This is a genomic window from Cohaesibacter marisflavi (genome assembly GCF_900115225.1).
GTDB classification, from domain to species: domain Bacteria; phylum Pseudomonadota; class Alphaproteobacteria; order Rhizobiales; family Cohaesibacteraceae; genus Cohaesibacter; species Cohaesibacter marisflavi.
In genome coordinates this window covers 250,682-266,953 of record NZ_FOVR01000005.1, presented here as the reverse complement: position 1 = coordinate 266,953, position 16,272 = coordinate 250,682, and the positions used below count along the sequence as shown (strand labels likewise).

The 16,272-nt window shown below is 50.6% G+C and carries 12 protein-coding genes, 1 tRNA gene and 1 pseudogene; 10 read left to right on the top strand and 4 right to left on the bottom strand.

Translation table 11 applies throughout. From position 1 onward, the window contains the following. Positions 1–452: 452 nt before the first annotated feature. Positions 453–3,038, bottom strand: a complete 2,586-nt coding sequence (locus tag BM258_RS12315) for a DEAD/DEAH box helicase (RefSeq protein ID WP_090072632.1) — start codon at positions 3,036–3,038, stop codon at positions 453–455. A gap of 146 nt (positions 3,039–3,184) precedes the next feature. On the opposite strand from BM258_RS12315, the gene BM258_RS12310 reads away from it, so the two are divergent. The 6 genes and pseudogenes from BM258_RS12310 to BM258_RS24760 form a co-directional block, all read left to right on the top strand. Further along, positions 3,185–4,561: a toll/interleukin-1 receptor domain-containing protein gene (locus tag BM258_RS12310; RefSeq protein WP_090072629.1), complete on the top strand. Its 1,377-nt coding sequence runs from the start codon at positions 3,185–3,187 to the stop codon at positions 4,559–4,561. Then, positions 4,558–6,117, top strand: a complete 1,560-nt coding sequence (locus BM258_RS12305; RefSeq protein ID WP_244544688.1) for an argonaute/piwi family protein — start codon at positions 4,558–4,560, stop codon at positions 6,115–6,117. The genes BM258_RS12310 and BM258_RS12305 overlap by 4 nt, the downstream gene beginning before the upstream one ends. 353 nt (positions 6,118–6,470) lie before the next feature. Next, the gene (locus tag BM258_RS12300) at positions 6,471–6,974 is read left to right on the top strand and encodes an antirestriction protein ArdA (RefSeq protein ID WP_090072627.1); all 504 of its coding nucleotides are present in this window, start codon (positions 6,471–6,473) and stop codon (positions 6,972–6,974) included. Between the two features lie 13 nt (positions 6,975–6,987). Continuing rightward, positions 6,988–7,614, top strand: coding sequence for a hypothetical protein (locus tag BM258_RS12295; RefSeq protein WP_090072625.1), 627 nt, complete (start codon positions 6,988–6,990; stop codon positions 7,612–7,614). A 133-nt stretch (positions 7,615–7,747) separates the two neighbouring features. Next, positions 7,748–8,095: a hypothetical protein gene (locus BM258_RS12290; RefSeq protein ID WP_139229260.1), complete on the top strand. Its 348-nt coding sequence runs from the start codon at positions 7,748–7,750 to the stop codon at positions 8,093–8,095. Beyond that, positions 8,086–9,048 (top strand): annotated as a pseudogene (locus BM258_RS24760) (recombinase family protein); the annotation flags it as partial. The gene BM258_RS12290 and the pseudogene BM258_RS24760, both read left to right, overlap by 10 nt. Positions 9,049–9,589: 541 nt before the next feature. Here the strand turns inward: BM258_RS24760 and BM258_RS12280 are convergent. Next, positions 9,590–9,679: transfer RNA gene (locus tag BM258_RS12280), tRNA-Ser, on the bottom strand. A 362-nt stretch (positions 9,680–10,041) separates the two neighbouring features. Here BM258_RS12280 and BM258_RS12275 point away from each other — a divergent pair. Both BM258_RS12275 and msrA read left to right on the top strand, forming a co-directional pair. After that, positions 10,042–10,362, top strand: a complete 321-nt coding sequence (locus BM258_RS12275; protein ID WP_090072621.1) for a hypothetical protein — start codon at positions 10,042–10,044, stop codon at positions 10,360–10,362. Positions 10,363–10,480: 118 nt separating this feature from the next. Then, the gene (gene msrA / locus BM258_RS12270; protein ID WP_090072727.1) at positions 10,481–11,122 is read left to right on the top strand and encodes a peptide-methionine (S)-S-oxide reductase MsrA; all 642 of its coding nucleotides are present in this window, start codon (positions 10,481–10,483) and stop codon (positions 11,120–11,122) included. A 66-nt stretch (positions 11,123–11,188) separates the two neighbouring features. Here the strand turns inward: msrA and mepA are convergent, their stop codons facing one another. After that, positions 11,189–12,193: a penicillin-insensitive murein endopeptidase gene (mepA, locus tag BM258_RS12265; RefSeq protein ID WP_090072619.1), complete on the bottom strand. Its 1,005-nt coding sequence runs from the start codon at positions 12,191–12,193 to the stop codon at positions 11,189–11,191. A 239-nt stretch (positions 12,194–12,432) separates the two neighbouring features. Here mepA and BM258_RS12260 point away from each other — a divergent pair, with 239 nt between their 5' ends. Together BM258_RS12260 and BM258_RS12250 are read left to right on the top strand one after the other, a co-directional pair. Next, complete coding sequence (locus BM258_RS12260; RefSeq protein ID WP_139229259.1) at positions 12,433–13,038, top strand: DUF2799 domain-containing protein; 606 nt, start codon at positions 12,433–12,435, stop codon at positions 13,036–13,038. A 280-nt stretch (positions 13,039–13,318) separates the two neighbouring features. Next, positions 13,319–14,239, top strand: coding sequence for a GGDEF domain-containing response regulator (locus tag BM258_RS12250; RefSeq protein WP_090072613.1), 921 nt, complete (start codon positions 13,319–13,321; stop codon positions 14,237–14,239). A gap of 142 nt (positions 14,240–14,381) precedes the next feature. On the opposite strand, the gene lepA is transcribed toward BM258_RS12250, so the two are convergent. Next, complete coding sequence (gene lepA, locus BM258_RS12245; protein WP_090072611.1) at positions 14,382–16,187, bottom strand: translation elongation factor 4; 1,806 nt, start codon at positions 16,185–16,187, stop codon at positions 14,382–14,384. Between the last annotated feature and the right edge of the window lie 85 nt (positions 16,188–16,272).

The window sequence follows — 16,272 nt, the reverse complement described above, 5'->3', positions numbered from 1 at the left end:
CAAGTCGTGTGCTCACTTGAGGTTCACACGGACTGCGAGATGTGTGGCAAAAGCCACGGGCTGCGAGGTGTGTGCTCACAAGAGGTTCACACGGTATGCAAGATGTGTGGCAAAAGCCACGGACTGCAAGATGTGTGCTGGCAGACACCAGCACATCTTGGCAAGGGAGACCCGCTGCGCGTCTCCCGTTGCATCCCTCCCGGCTATTGACGCGTTCCAGGCATCGAGCCATCTAAGCGTCAGCGAAACGACCGGGCGTTTCATTCCCGCCAAAGGGAGCTTTCATTCTCCCCTTGGAACCCCATGTCAATTTCATTGAGACCAACCTTTCGCAGATTGGATGGAGCGTCAGCGTATCTTCGCTGAACCTGATCAAAGGGCTATTGCGCCCCTTGAACCCCCTTAAAGTGGCGGACGTTCACCTGATTAGTTGTGAGAACCTTGCCCCCTCGTCAGGCGACAATTTTCATTGCACTCGTTGCCATTGGCAGGTTTGCCAACAGCGCGTTTAGGGTCAAGGACTCCGCTTCAAGCTTTTGCTCTGCTTCTGCACGCCAGACGAGATCTCCCTCGCCTGGGAACGTGCCTTTAAGCTCACGCAGCACTGCGACTGCTCTGCTAACCCATAAAACATAGTCATTCAGGGCCCAGTAGCGCACATTATCAAGCTGAGGATCGGCGCCGCTTTTCGCTTGAGTGCACGGAGTCACGAGGACGGGAAATATCTCCATGTTCTCAGTACCTGGCACATTCTTCTTGATCCATTTTGGGTGACTGGATGCCTGCCGTGCTTTTGTAGCTCCAAAAACTGTAGATTCTTTACCGTCTGCATGGTCTTCAAAGACGACCCCAATTTTTTCGCCCAACCACCAGGGATCAGGAGCCGCGTCGCTTTCGTCATTTCCAGATGAAAAACCTAATAGCTTACCTAAATCAACTTGTGCCGTTTCAAATGTTTCAGGACTCAAGATTTCTTTTTGAATCTTGGCAACCCTTTTCTCGAATTTGGCATTTGTAGCTGTGCCCAAGGCTAAGAATTGCTTTTCTAGTAGCTCAACCTGCTTAAGTGTCTCTGGTCGCTGATCATCTTCCGGTCCGTCCTCATGGGCGCTGACAATACGAGCCAAGGTATTCAACCAGGAAACTGATGGTGCAGCCTTTTTTGCCTTTTCGAACTGCTCTTGCGCAGCTTTGCTTTGGCCATCTCCGTCATCTTCGGAAAGGCGTAATGCAGCCGAACCAGCTAGATAGTGCCACAATGCCCGATATCCGCGTAAATCTGGATGGTTGAGGCCACCAAGAATTGTTCGCGCCGACGCTAGAGCGGACTCATCATCGTTATTCCACAATGCTTCCTGAAAGATGACTTCATGCTTCACTATAGCGCTTAGCTCTTCCATCGCGGGAAAAGGAGCTTGTTGATACGTGTCCACAGCGGTACGGATCATCTGGTCTGCGTGCGCCCAATCGGAATTGTTGTCCATAAACATATTGAAATTTTCCAATATGTCGGCGGGTTCTACATTTGTCGATTGATCAACACCAAATGCTAATTCGGCCTGCAGCTCGGGATGAAAAAATTTCCACTGCCTGCTATCTGCCAAAAAATCAACCAGTTCAGTTCCTGTGATGAAAACTGTTGATCTATCTTGAAGCGCCCTAGTACAACGGCCCGCCGCTTGAAGAACACGCGTTTGTACGCGTTCATTATAGAGTGCTGCAGCCCCCATCTTAGACATAATGAAACGCTCTTGCGAATTCATCGCACGAGGAAGACCATCTAAACACAGCAAGCGGCATTCATCGCCCGGAAAATCAATACCGTCGTAGCGATTGGCCAGAATTGCTACAGCTTGATCACTCTCGACGAACGGTGCCTTATCAGCTTCAATTCCATCTTTCATGAAGATGTCGCAGCCCGAAAAGTTATTTGTAATCCGCGCGGCGTGGGCTTCTGCTTGAGGAGTGGACGGGGTCAAAATAACCGAACGACCAGCTCGTTTTTGCATATCCAAGCGTAGCGTGTCCGTTTCATCGCCGGTTAAAGACAGGCTTGGGAAAACGAAGAAGCGCCGGCCTACACCGGAACTTTGAAACCCTTCCGGTGCTGGGAGCCGATCAATACTCTTGCGGCCCGTAAGCCGCTCCAAATCTCCGCCTGCTCCGAGAGTGGCCGACATGTAGATGCGCTGTTTAGCATTCTCAAACGGCGCATGAGATGAAGCAGGAGGTATAAGCGGGCGGATGAGAATTTCGCGTGAGGCGAGATAAATATGGCAAGCATGCAAATGGTTGCGAATAAGCGACCAAGGGTAGTACAGTTTGGGATTGTCACTATCTACATGAGCGTCAACGATACTCGCGAATCCTTCACATATTTCAGCTACCAACGGACTTGGAAGCTTTTCTACCCAGGTAGCATCTGCTGCTCCCATCCAATCCCCTGTCAATCGCGAATAGTCTTGAGGGTCGAGGTAAGGCCTCAGATACTCTGCAAGTGCTGTATGAAGCGGAGAATTTGCCTCAATTTCCAGTGACCACATCTTTGCGATGTAGTTCTCAGCGGCATGGGCATCATCAATAACAATGAGGTCAGGATTCTCAAAAAAGGGATTACTGTTGAACAGGCCTGAATAAGTGCTAATAGCCACCTTAGCGCCAGTCATGTAGGCGGTACGATCAGCGGGAGAAAAACTGTTTTTAGACCCTGATAGATCTACGACATCAATGCCGTATTGGTTTCTAGCTTGCAGCACTGTTTGGCGCACCAATTGCCGGGTTGGACACAAATAGACAGCCCGATCATCATATTTGATACGTCGCCAATCGGCGACTAAGAGGCCCACGAGTGTCTTGCCGCTCCCTGTGGGAAGCTGAAGTGCAACATCGGGCTTCGCTTCAAATTGCGCAGCATACTCTTCGAGCATTTCCTTTTGGTGAGGCATCACGTCTGGAAACTGGCGCTTAGTAAGGGTTTTAAAATGCGCCGCAGGGTTGACTGTTACCGACTGTGAAAACGTATTGGATTTAAAGGCCATTTGGAACCTCTTTATTATTCAAGCTTACTCCAGATGACCCTGTGCCAGGTGGATGATTTATTTATAAGGCAAGCAAAGTTTTCATCAAGTGTATTAAACTAAATTTACCACTATTAATATATTTCAAGTAGAAGTAGGCTAGGTTCATGAACACAGATCCAGATTCCCGCAGAACCAAGATCTTCATCTCAAAGGCCACTCCCGGAGATGATGCTTTCGCATTGTGGCTTGCACCACGGTTAGAGGCTGAGGGTTATGAAGTTTTCGCCGATATTCTTCGCCTAAAACCGGGAGACGGCTGGCGGCTAAAGTTGACAAATACACTGCAGGATGAATCCATTAAAATGCTTCTATGCTGTAGTGACGAAACGCTCCAACGTCCTGGAGTAATTGAGGAAGTCGAAATTGCCATGGATCTAAGGGCAAGCATACCTGATCCAAACTTCATCATTCCTTTGAAACTCCGGCGTTTCAAGAAAGTATTTGGTATTGGAAGCTTGCAGTACATTGACTTTGAAAGAAGTTGGGCAGATGGACTAACGAACCTTCTTGCATATTTGGAAGACGAAGATGTACCCAAAAAAGCACCATTGATACAACCAAACTGGGCTGCATATCAAAGGCGAAGAGGCGTCGAACTTGAGGATACGCCCGAGACACTCACATCAAACTGGCTGCGTATTCAGAGCGTTCCAGACGAAATCAACTATGTTGTTCCAGTTGGAAGTGTGACTGATAGCATTCGGAACAGAATGGCAGATGACATCCATTTTCCAGTAGTTCCACACGGCGAAGGGTATCTTGCATTTGCGAGTTCACTGGATTTTGAAGAGCAATTCCCAGAGCTTGGTTCATTTTCTGTTGCTATAGCAACACCTTATATGGATTTCATTGATGAGGGGCAAAGTAAATTAGGAATTACATCGGGCGAAGCCAAAAAGATTTTGGTGAACCTATTCCGACAGGCTTGGGAAAATCATCTTCGAAATCAAAATTTTGTGGCAAAGATATTTTCAGCATCCACAGCCTTTATTGTTGGAGAGGGCAAAGTTAAAATCAAGCAACGCATATCATGGGGGCGTCAGGGCAACCGTCGAAACTCAATGTTACGAAATATTGCCCGTAAAAAGGTATGGGAATATGGCGTAAGTGCTCAACCAAACCTCTTTCCATTTCCTCATTTCAGATTAAAAGCGCGCGTTTTATTCTCCGAGGCTAAAGGGATTGAAAAAGGCGCGCCTATTGAAGATGCAAAGATACAGCACCGTCTTCGTCGTTCTGTTTGCAGCACATGGCGGAACAAAGCATGGCATGGCCGAATGATGGCGTTCATGGAAGTTTTGGCTGGCGATAGCCCTTACGTGTCATTACCAGTTGGCATAGGACAGTTCATCGTGCTTGACGCAATGCCAATTCAGGCCACCTCTCCCGTGTCAGCGCGACAACGTTATAAATTGGGTGAAGATGGCGAGGAGACTGATCTTTCAACTTTGCAAGGATATTTGGCGGAGGACGAAGCATGATTGAGTTTCCAGAAACATCGCTGCAAATCATACATATAGACGAGCCAGAGTTAGAATTCGCTTACGGACAAACTTTTGACCACCCTAAGGACGGTTTGTTTCTATATGGCCCAGAAGGGAAGCTTTCCAGAAAGGAAGTCAAACTCGGCGTCATCGGCACGTCCGAAGGTATTTCAGAGTTTAAAGCGTGGTCGAATCGATTGAATGAAGGGGTGGCTGTGCCAGCTGCAGCCAGTCGCGATAAAAATGTTCGACTGCATTTATCTGATTTTCCCGGGTTAACTGAGGCTTTTAGCATCAAAATAGATCCAGACTCTTTCACGGAATACCATCTAACTGCACAAGAAATTGATGAAGCTACCTCTATTGAAAACGGACACGAGGCCGTTGCTAAAACAGCAAGTCTGTTTGTTGACCTGATTATTCGTCATCTGAATCAAGAAGAGGAACGCGTTGATGTCTGGGTATTGGTCTTGCCAGAGCTCATTCATAAGCGCTGTAGACCAGAGGCGATTAAAAGACGCGCTTCAGGAGAACTAACGCCTGGTGACTTCAACAAAAAACAAAGGGCACGAGCAGATTTACCGCTATTTATTGACGACCCAATACTCGCAGGGGAAGTGATTTTTGACGATATTCCTGACTTTCACCGTCAAATCAAGGCGAAGCTTTTAACAGTTGGGGAGGTTTGTCAACTTGTTCGAGAAACCACATTAAGTCCGGGAAAATTTCTCAATCGAGCTGGCAATCCTATTCGCGGAGTTCAAGATCCTGCGTCGATATCTTGGAATCTCGCAACTGCACTGTACTACAAGAGCCAAGCCACACCACCGTGGAAGATCTCAGGCATGCGCGAGGGGGTCTGTTATATCGGGTTAGTGTTTAAACTGCTTCCAAATCACAAAGACAATCACGCTTGCTGTGCCGCCCAGATGTTCTTAAGCGAAGGTGACGGCGTAGTTTTTCGCGGAGCGAACGGCCCATGGATGACAAAAGAAAAGGAATTTCATCTTTCCAAGGAAGCCGCAATTAACCTTATACAGACGGTACTTACCACGTATCGAGATAAATTCGGAGGTAATCCCAAAGAGCTCTTTATTCACGGCAAAACAAAGTTCAGCCAAGAAGAATGGGAAGCCTTTTCCGAGGCAGCTCCAAGTGAAACAAATATTGTGGCCGTGCGTATCAGACCAACTTTCGGTGATGTTAAACTGTTTCGTGAGGGGGATTACCCTTGCATACGGGGAACGGCAATGGTTCTTGGCAAGAGTGATGCTTTTCTTTGGACTTCGGGCTATGTGCCGCGCATAGACACTTATATGGGGCCTGAAACACCAAATCCGATTTCAGTGACGGTGCTAAGATCAACAAACGAACCGCCAGAAATAGAGGTCGTTCTGCGTGACATCTTAAATCTCACGAAAATTAATTATAACGCATCCAACTACAGTGACTCGTTACCTGTTACAATACGGTTTGCAGACAAAGTAGGAGATGTCCTCGTTATGGGCAGTGCACAGGATGCTGAACGTCAACCCTTCAAGTTCTATGTTTAGTTGAACAAATCCGATTTCATCTGAACGCAGCAAACTACTTAGCATAAATAGCAACAAATTCTTGTTGGACATCCGGTCGGGCTCTTGTGAACCAAGCCCACGTTGCGGTCTAGGCCGTTCCAGCTTCGATCCCTGATCAGGATTAGTGCCGCATGGCGGCGCTTTTTGTCAGTCGGGGAAGCCAAGGGGCTTTGCCTCTTTCTCCCCGCAAGGAAAATAGACACGGACCGTGGCTCAGTGCCTTGCGCCCGCACCATCCGCATCGATTTTCCTTGTCCCCTCCCATCTCCATCCTCGACCGGAAGCAGGGTTGCATGTGCAACCCAGTTTTCATTTAAGAAAGGAAGAAGGAGATGACCCAACTACACGCACAACCCTATGATATTTCAGCAACTGGCTTCTATTTTGAAAGCAAGGAAGAATATCAGAGCAAAGCAGCAAAAGCTAAGAACGCTTATGGCGATGCCGTTGAAGAATTCGAAATCCAATTCATCGATGGAGAGGGCATAGATTGCGCATTGGCAAAAGCCATCGGCCTCAATCAAGCCAATGTTGCTGACTTCCTTGAATTAACAGAGGAATGGGAGGACTGGCAAAAAATCAATGTAATTATAGCGTGCGGCGAATGTGGTTATGATTTTGATCCGCAATGTGATCCTGACCTTTTGGGCGTTGAACTCTATTTCGTGGACAGTCTGAGAGAGCTTGCAGAGCAATTTGTCGAGGAAGGGCTTTACGGCGATATTCCCGAAAACCTGCAATTCTATATCGACTATGACGCTATGGCTCGTGATCTGGGAATGGAATATTCCGAAACTGAGATCGCAGGACAAAATTACATCTATCGTTGCGCGTAAGGGGGATGAGACCATGACCAATTCCCCTGAACAATTCGGATTTGACTCTCTGCTAGCAGATGCGGACGCAGACAACCAAGCAAGACAGTTTGAGCAGGAAACGGCTCACCTACCCGAGACGATGGAGGAGGCTATAGCCCTCTATCGCCAGCAGATCGAACAGCACCACGTTGCCATGCTGGAAAATGATTTTGAACAAGCTATTGCGATCCGCGAAGAAGCCCATTTATTGGCTCGCAAGCTCAATGGCAATGAACCGGGCATTATTGCCCATGATGATGCGCCGGGATGTGTTCTTGCCAGAGAAACAGCCGCTATACCCGGTGCAGTGCCTCTATGGGGGCAAGAAGGCACATTCCAAATGACTGTCGCCAATATGAGGCTACAGGTCTCAATGGGAGGAATATTTGGGATAGGTGCAACAGCTATGCCGTATCTCGGCTTTTCTGTCCGAGCCGTGGAATACGATAGGCCGTTTTTGAGTGAAACAGGTTATCGCAGCTTCTTAGGCGTCTCTGTTAAGCCTGAACCTCAGATGGATGTATCGGGGTTTGTCCGCTGCGTGGTTGAGGTCTACGTCAAGCAGGAACTTAAAAACAGGCTTGTTCCGATTGCTAAACAATATCACCCTCAAAAATAAATCAAACCCGATGCATACTAACGTATTCAGATTTATAAGAATTCCCGGTTTTTGTGCTATGATAGGAATATCTTCCCTATACGTGCGCCCAAATTTTGCACCGCGTTACGCCTTGAATGAGCCCACGCGGAGGATGTCGCGCGTCTTTATTTTAAATTCATTTCAACCGCAATTCATGCGGCTCTGCGCCTTCCTCAACGGCTCGCAGGAGCCGCGTGGGAAAGACTATTTCATGACCTATGACCGCGAAAGCTACCGCAAGCACCTTGCGCCCCTTAAGCTACCCAAAGACCAAGAGAACATCATCCTTGATGAGCTTTGGACACTCACCGATAATCTGGCACGCCAAGCCCGCACCGCGCCACTTTACCCCCTGCAATTTGCCCTCGTTTCCGAGACGTTTGATGCAATCGAGCGAGCCATTGCTTTAGAATCCAAAGAAAACACCAAAACAAGAGAAGAGGAGGAATCATGTCCATAGCTGTTATCTACACCCGCGTGTCCAGCAAAAGCCAAGTGAAGAAGGGCGATGGACTGGCCTCCCAACATCAACGTTGTAGCGAGTTCGCCGCATATAAGGGCTATGAGGTCGTTGAAAGCTTCCAAGACGAGGGCGTGTCTGGCGGTATAGTAGATCGTCCCGCCATCAAGCAAATGCTGCAATGGCTGCGCAAGCATCGAGCCCAAGAGCCTATCGTGCTGGTCGATGACATATCACGCATCGCCCGCAGCATCGAAGCCCACTGGAAGCTACGCAATGCCATTGGCTCTGTTGGTGCCAAACTGGAAAGCCCCTCCATAGAATTCGGCGAGGACAGTGACAGCCAACTTATTGAGAATATGCTGGCCTCTGTCTCCCAACATCACCGCCAGAAGAACGGCGAGCAGACCGCCCACCGAATGAAGGCGAGGCTACTCAACGGCTATTTTGCTTTCTGGGTTCCTACAGGCTATCGCTATACCCGCGTCAAAGGTCATAGCGGCAAAGTCATGGTGCGCGATGAGCCGCACGCCAGCCTGATACAGGAAGCCCTAGAAGGCTTCGCATCAGGCCGTTTTACAACTCAGGCCGAAGTAAAACGCTTCTTTGAGCCGCATGACATATTCGCTCGAGACAAGAAGGGAGAAATCCACCCACAGCGCATCAAGAATATGCTCACCAACAAGATTTATGCAGGATACTATGAATACAAACCATGGAATGTCCCCCTCACCATGGGCATCCACGAGCCGCTGATCTCATGGAAAACCTTCCAGAAAATCCAAACCCTTCTTGAAGAGAAAGCCTATGCTCCGACGCGTAGAGATACAGAAGGCCAGTTCCCGCTTAAAGGCTACGTCACTTGCGCCTGTTGTGGTCATCCCTTGACCGCATATCACGCGAAAGGCCGCAACAAGCATTACCCATATTATGAGTGCTTTAATAAGGAATGCCCTGAAAGCCGCAAATCCATACGCAAAGAAACTTTGGAATCAGATTTTGAAGCTCTGATTAAGAAACTACGCCCCTCAATGCCGATCATGGTCACAATCGCCGCAATGTTCCGCGAAGCGTGGGACAAGCAATCCCGCGAGCTTGCCACACAATGGAAGAGCCAAAAGCAAGCGCTTAAGGACATCAATGCAACAATGAACAAACTCACAGACCGCTTGATTGAGACCACAAGCCCTTCAGCCATCAAAGCCTACGAACAAAAGCTGGAAAAACTGGAAGCGCAAAAGGCCTTAATCACCGAGAATCTGGCCAACAAACCCGATCCAAAGAAAAACTTCGATGCGAGTTTTCGAACCGCCTTATCATTCCTAGCAAACCCTTGGAATCTATGGACTTCCCACAACCCCGAGCACCGCAAAGCCCTCATAAAACTGGTCTTTGCAGCCCCTTTGCCATACATGCGGAATCAGGGTTTTCGAACCGTGAAAACCACCAGTCCGTTCAAGGCTTTAACATCAATTTGCGATGAAGAAAAAGAAATGGCGGAGAGACAGGGATTCGAACCCTGGAGACGGTTACCCGCCTACACGCGTTCCAGGCGTGCGCCTTCGACCACTCGGCCACCTCTCCGTACCTCAAGTGTGGGCGCACTATAGCCAAAAAAAGCACGAACGCAAGCCACTAAACTTCAATCTGTTGACAGAAAACACAGCTTCCTTTGCAAAGGTGGCTAAAACGCTGTTTTGCTGGTGTTTTTTAAGTGTAAAGACGGCCCCTTACGCCACGAAAAAGGAAAGACGCATAAAAAGTGATCCTTTAGCAGGCTGACGCGACACGTTATCCCTTGTCAATTTTACGGATCTTTCTAAAATAAAAACTTCCAACCGATTTGTAACAAATATGATATTGATGCGTTCATTCTCTAAAGTATATTGCATTGAGGGCAGACTGCTGCTCTGGCCGCAAGGCAGTGATTTGGAAAGGCTGGTTCGTTGAGAGTCATTCGTTTTCTGTTTTCCTTTATCGGACTCTGGATCTGCGCCCTGTCTTTATTGGCTCTGGTGCTTGATGGTGTCCGTTCGATCGCAGCCAATACTATTGTGATGAAATCACTGGGAGATACCTGGTTCGAGATCAATCGGGACAGCCTCGTCATGGCTCAGGCTTTCATCCAGCGCACGGTTCATCCGCTAATCTGGGACCCTGTTGTGCAGTGGATTCTGATGGCTCCGGCATGGCTGGTCGTGGGCGTAATCGGCATGCTCTTTGTCTATCTAGGGCGGAAGCGACGCCCGAAAGTGATCCGTATCTAGTGCGTGGCCCTACAAGCCGATAGAAGTTGAGGCGCGTAGGCCCACCTTGCCCCTTAGCCTTAACAGACCTATCTGTGATGTTCATGCTATTATGCTTGATCAGCAAGAGGAGACGATCATGTTCGGATTTCAACGTGCGAAAGCGGTAATGGTCAATCCAGAAGAGGCCCTGCCTGGACGCTCTTCGCCGCTTGAGACAGCTCAAACCCACTTCGTGCTTGGTCGACCACTGCAGCCGCCCTTCCCCGCGTCTTGTGAAGAGGTGCAGTTCGGCATGGGCTGCTTCTGGGGGGCAGAGCGTGTGTTCTGGCAGCTTGAAGGTGTTTACGTGACCGCTGTTGGTTATAGTGGCGGCTATACGCCCAACCCGACCTATGAGGAGGTATGCAGCGGCAGAACCGGCCACGCCGAAACTGTTCTGGTGGTATATGATCCCAAGCTGTTGCCATTCGAAGCTCTTCTCAAGCATTTCTGGGAAAATCATGATCCGACGCAGGGGATGCGGCAGGGCAACGATATTGGCACGCAATATCGCTCGGCTGTTTATGTCACCTCAGACGAGCAGCTGATGGCCGCAGAGCATGCGCGACAGGATTATCAGGACGCGTTGGCGGCGCAAGGGTATGGCGCCATCAGCAGCGAGATCAAGCGCAGCGGTCCCTTCTACTATGCCGAGGACTATCACCAGCAATATCTGGCGAAGAATCCGAACGGCTATTGCGGCCTTGGAGGCACAGGCGTGAGTTGCCCCGGCCAATAGCTCCATCGGCGCGGGACATGTGTTGTGAGCAAGGCTGCATAAGCAAGGACGCATGCAGCCTTCATCTTAATAATATAGCGGTCGCGGCTTGGGCAGGACCGTCAGGGTTCTGTCTGCCTCTATGGGCACATAAGCCGAATTGCCAATCTCGGATGAGGCGACAACAGCGCCTGGTGTCGGGGCTGCGGCCAGAACAGCGCGACAGGCATCGGGCAGATCCTTCAGTGTCACGGCACGTTTCTTGACTACCGTTTTTTTCGGATCTGGCTTTTTCGGTGTCCATGGCGCATCAGACAACCACCAGGCCAGATCTTTGCCGCAGCCGTCACCCGCAGGCGGCGGCGCCTGATTTTTACATCCCGCTTGGCCCGGAGGACAAGCAAGCCGGACATGGAAGTGATAATGGTGGCCATACCATGGACGCACCTGTCGCAGCCAACTACGATCACTTCCGGCCATGTCGCACAAGACCTTCTTGATACCGGGATGCACGAAAATGCGCGCAACCCCGGGCGTAGATGCTGCCCTCTTGATCAGGCGAAAATGGGCTGCGGTGAATTTGTTGGGATCGACAGTGCGTGTTCCGCTCTTGAGCATGGAAATGGCCGATACAGATTCGCGCTCTTTTTTAGAGAAGCGGCCCGCAGGCATGGGGCGCAACCAGATATCCGCATCCAGACCGATCTGATGGGATGCGTGCCCCGATGTCATGGGGCCACCACGGGGCTGGGCAATGTCTCCCACCAAGAGGCCATTCCAGCCGTCATATGCCTTGGCATCGGCCGCCAGCTTCTCCAGAAAATGAATGAGAACCGGCTGCCCCCAGTTGCGATTGCGCGACAGGCGCATGGCCTGCCATGCGGGTCCGTCAACGGGCAAGGCGACGGCCCCGGCCTGACACCCCTTGGCGTAGGAGCCTATGGCACGGGCCTGCAAATTGGCAGGAAGTTTCTCTTTGCCAAACAGCACCTTGGCTGGCGTTTGCGCCAAGGCTTCATCCTTGGTGCCAAAGGCAATCGACAAGGAAAGGCAGCCAGCCAACAGGGCAAAACGGCTGATCCATCTGGGCATAAAGGGCGTCTCCCGCCCGTCCGCTAAAATCGCCTTGTCCCTCTTACTTGCTGCTCGATATAATCGCATGGTGCAACTCCGCCTCGTGAAGGTTTCCATGATTGCGATCCTATACATAAATTGTTAACCATATATAGAGCGCGGGAAAATTTCTTTCATACTTGACTCATGCGCGCTTCGAGCAGAGCATCTGTTACGGGATCTATCTGAAATTCAAGTGATTTTACGGATTTCGAGCCTTGAAGACTTTTAAAAGACGAGACATCACCATGCGCAGCTTCCCTGCCCTTTTTCTGTTGTTGCCCCTGTTAGCTGGCTGCGCGAGCCTTTCTCAAGAGGAATGCCAGACCGGCGACTGGGGTGCCGTTGGTGCCAATGACGCCATGGAAGGACGCGATGCCACGCGCTTTTCCGAGCATATCGAAGCCTGCTCGAAATATGATATTGCGCCAGACAAGAAGCTTTACGAAATCGGCTACCAAAAAGGCCTGAGAAGCTACTGTACTCCGTCAAACGGTTTCTCCGTCGGGCGGAACGGCTATTCCTACCGTCAGATCTGTCCTCCAGCAAGCGAACCGGAATTCATGCGCGGCTATTTGCGCGGCAGTGCCTTGCACGAAACCGAAACCGAAATTGCTGAGAAAGAGCAAGAACTGACACGCCTAAAAACCGAACGAGCCGAGCTGCGCGCTTCCAAAAAGGAAGACAAGAAGCGCAAGAGCCTCAGACGCGTTGCCCGCGATATAGACGCTCTGGAGTGGGACTTGCACCGCTTGCGTTTCAAAAGAGATCGCGCCCTTGTTGAAGCAGATCACTTTCTTCAGACAATAGAACCCGTCATCTAGGTACAAAATCTCCTTAGACGTGTACTAAAAGCTTGAATCCGCCTTGGTTGAAGGGCGGGTTTTTATACATTTCTTTCGCGAATTTCCTTATCAAATTAGGCAGTTGCAAGATTTTCTTTATTTTCTTCCGCTTTAAAGCGTGATCAACAGCTTTCTCGATCTCCTGTTCAGAATTTCTTGTAAAATTCCCACTAGGCTCCGAGGAAAGCTGAAGCATTTCTCGTGAAGTAACCTCCCGAGAACTGAAGGGGACATTTGGCAAAAGGGCGCTAAGAACTGCATGAGAATCGTACTGGTTGAAGACAACGACGAAGATCGCGAAGCAATCCGCACCATTCTCGAACAGAGACGGGAGAGCGTTTTTGCCTTTCATTGTGGCGATAGCGCCTGGGAATTTGTGCAGAAAACCCCCGATATTGATGTTGTGATTGTCTCTCTGAATCTTGAAGACGCATCGGGGTTGGAAATCTGCTGGAACTGCCGCATCCTGGCTGCCGAGCGCAAAGCCATGTATGTGGTTGCCATCTCTGAATATACCAACGCCGATATGCTGGTGGAAGCTCTGGATAGCGGCGCAGACGACTTTCTACATAAACCCCTTCAGGAAGATATTCTTTTGGCCCGTTTGCGTGTGGCCGAGCGCGTTATCATGCTTCAAAAGCAGTTGGTACAGCTCGCAAACCGTGACCCCATGACCAATCTGTATAACCGACGCGCGTTCTTTGAAAAGGCCCACGCCTTGATAGAAAAGCAGGGGGACGCCCACCCCGTCTCGGCGATCATGTTCGACATTGATCACTTCAAGTCCGTCAATGACCGCTTTGGTCATGATGTCGGAGATCAGGTTATCAAGACCGTCACCAAGATCGCTCTTGGTGAAAGCGACTTTATCGGCAGGCTTGGTGGCGAGGAATTCGCCGTGCTCATTCAGGGTCAGAGCTTCTTTGCGGCAGCCTGTGCAGCCAATCGCATCCGCGAGATGATCGAGCACACCACCATTATAGCCGAGGGCAACAAGGTTCAGATCACATCCAGCTTTGGCGTTGCGCGCCTTCAGGAAGGGGATGATATCTATGCCCTGCTCAAGCGGGCTGATCGGGCGCTCTATCGTTCCAAGAATAACGGGCGCAATATGGTGACAATTGATCGATCACAAGCGGCTAAAAGAAGCGATATCTCCAGCTGTTGTGCCGCCCAGTAAAGGCGCGGTTCAGGCGTTTGCCTTTGCGCCTGTTCCGTCAACCAGATTCCCCAGCCGCTGCTTTGGCGATCGGGCTATAAAAACGGGCCGTGATGGGCCCGTCTTTCCAAATCCTCATTTCAGAAGAAACACCTGACGCCGCTCAGCTATCCATCTTGAGCGCGGCGATGAAGGCTTCCTGCGGAATCTCCACCTTGCCGAACTGGCGCATCTTCTTCTTACCGGCTTTCTGCTTTTCCAACAGCTTGCGCTTTCGGGTGGCGTCACCGCCATAGCATTTGGCCGTTACATCCTTGCGCATGGCGGAAATTGTCTCACGGGCAATGACGCGGCCACCGATGGCGGCCTGAATGGGTATCTTGAACATGTGGCGCGGAATGAGATCCTTAAGCTTCTCGCACATGGAGCGGCCACGGATTTCAGCCTGAGAGCGATGCACCAGCACCGAAAGTGCATCCACCGGTTCGTCATTGACCAGAATCGACATCTTCACCAGATCACCCGCGCGGTAATCAGCAAGCTGATAGTCAAAGCTGGCATAGCCCTTGGAAATGGACTTGAGGCGATCATAGAAATCGAACACCACTTCGTTGAGCGGCAGATCATATTGCACCATGGCGCGGGAGCCGACATAGCTTAGGTCGGTCTGCACGCCTCGCCGCTCCTGACACAGCTTCAGAATGGCGCCCAGATATTCATCCGGCGTCATGATATTGGCTTTGATCCATGGCTCACGGATTTCCCTGATGCGTACCACATCAGGCATGTCTGCCGGATTGTGCAGGGTGATCATTTCATCATTGGTCATCTCCATCTCGTAGACCACGCTCGGAGCGGTGGCGATAAGATCGAGATCGAACTCGCGGGAAAGACGCTCCTGAATGATTTCCAGATGCAAGAGGCCAAGGAAGCCGCAGCGGAAACCGAAGCCAAGCGCAGCGGATGTTTCCATCTCGAAGGAAAAGCTTGCATCATTGAGCCGCAGCTTGCCCATGGCGCCGCGCAGATCTTCAAAATCATTGGCATCAACCGGGAAAAGGCCACAAAAGACCACTGGCTGCGCAGGACGGAAGCCAGGCAGCATCGTCTCGCATGGGCGCTTGACATTGGTTATGGTATCACCAACGCGCGTATCAGCCACTTCCTTGATCGACGCGATCAGGAACCCGACTTCGCCGGGCGCAAGAACAGGCACGTCCGTCATCTTGGGCCGGAAGATACCGATACGGTCCACATCATAGGATGCTCCGGTGCCCATCATGCGGATCTTGTCGCCCTTCTTAAGCTCCCCGTCGATGATGCGCACGATAACCACAACGCCCAGATAGACGTCATAATAACTATCAACCAGCAAAGCCTTCAGCGGAGCTTCCTTGTCGCCTTCGGGCGCGGGAAGACGCTTCACGATGGCTTCCAGAGTCTCCTTGATGCCGATGCCGGATTTGGCACTGGCTTCAATGGCCTCCGAAGCATCGATACCGATCACGTCCTCGATCTGTGCACGCACCCGCTCTGGCTCGGCGGCAGGCAGGTCGATCTTGTTGAGAACCGGCACGATCTCGTGATCATTGTCGATGGCCTGGTAGACATTGGCCAGCGTCTGCGCTTCGACCCCCTGAGAGGCGTCAACAACCAACAGCGAGCCCTCACAGGCAGCCAGAGACCGGCTGACTTCATAGGCAAAGTCAACGTGACCCGGCGTATCCATCAGGTTGAGCGTATAGGTCTCCCCATCGTCCGCCTCATATTTCAGAGAAACGGTCTGAGCCTTGATCGTGATGCCGCGTTCCTGCTCGATATCCATGCTATCGAGCACCTGTTCGCGCATCTCGCGCTCAGTGAGCCCTCCAGTATACTGGATCAGGCGGTCGGCAAGCGTGGACTTCCCATGATCGATATGCGCGATAATGGAAAAGTTGCGGATTTTGTCGAAGCTTTGTTTGGTCATGGCAGCGCTTATACCCTTAGCTCTTCCATGAGAGAAGAGGCTTTTTGATGCCTATGTCATGGCTTGGGCAAAATATCCAGTCAGA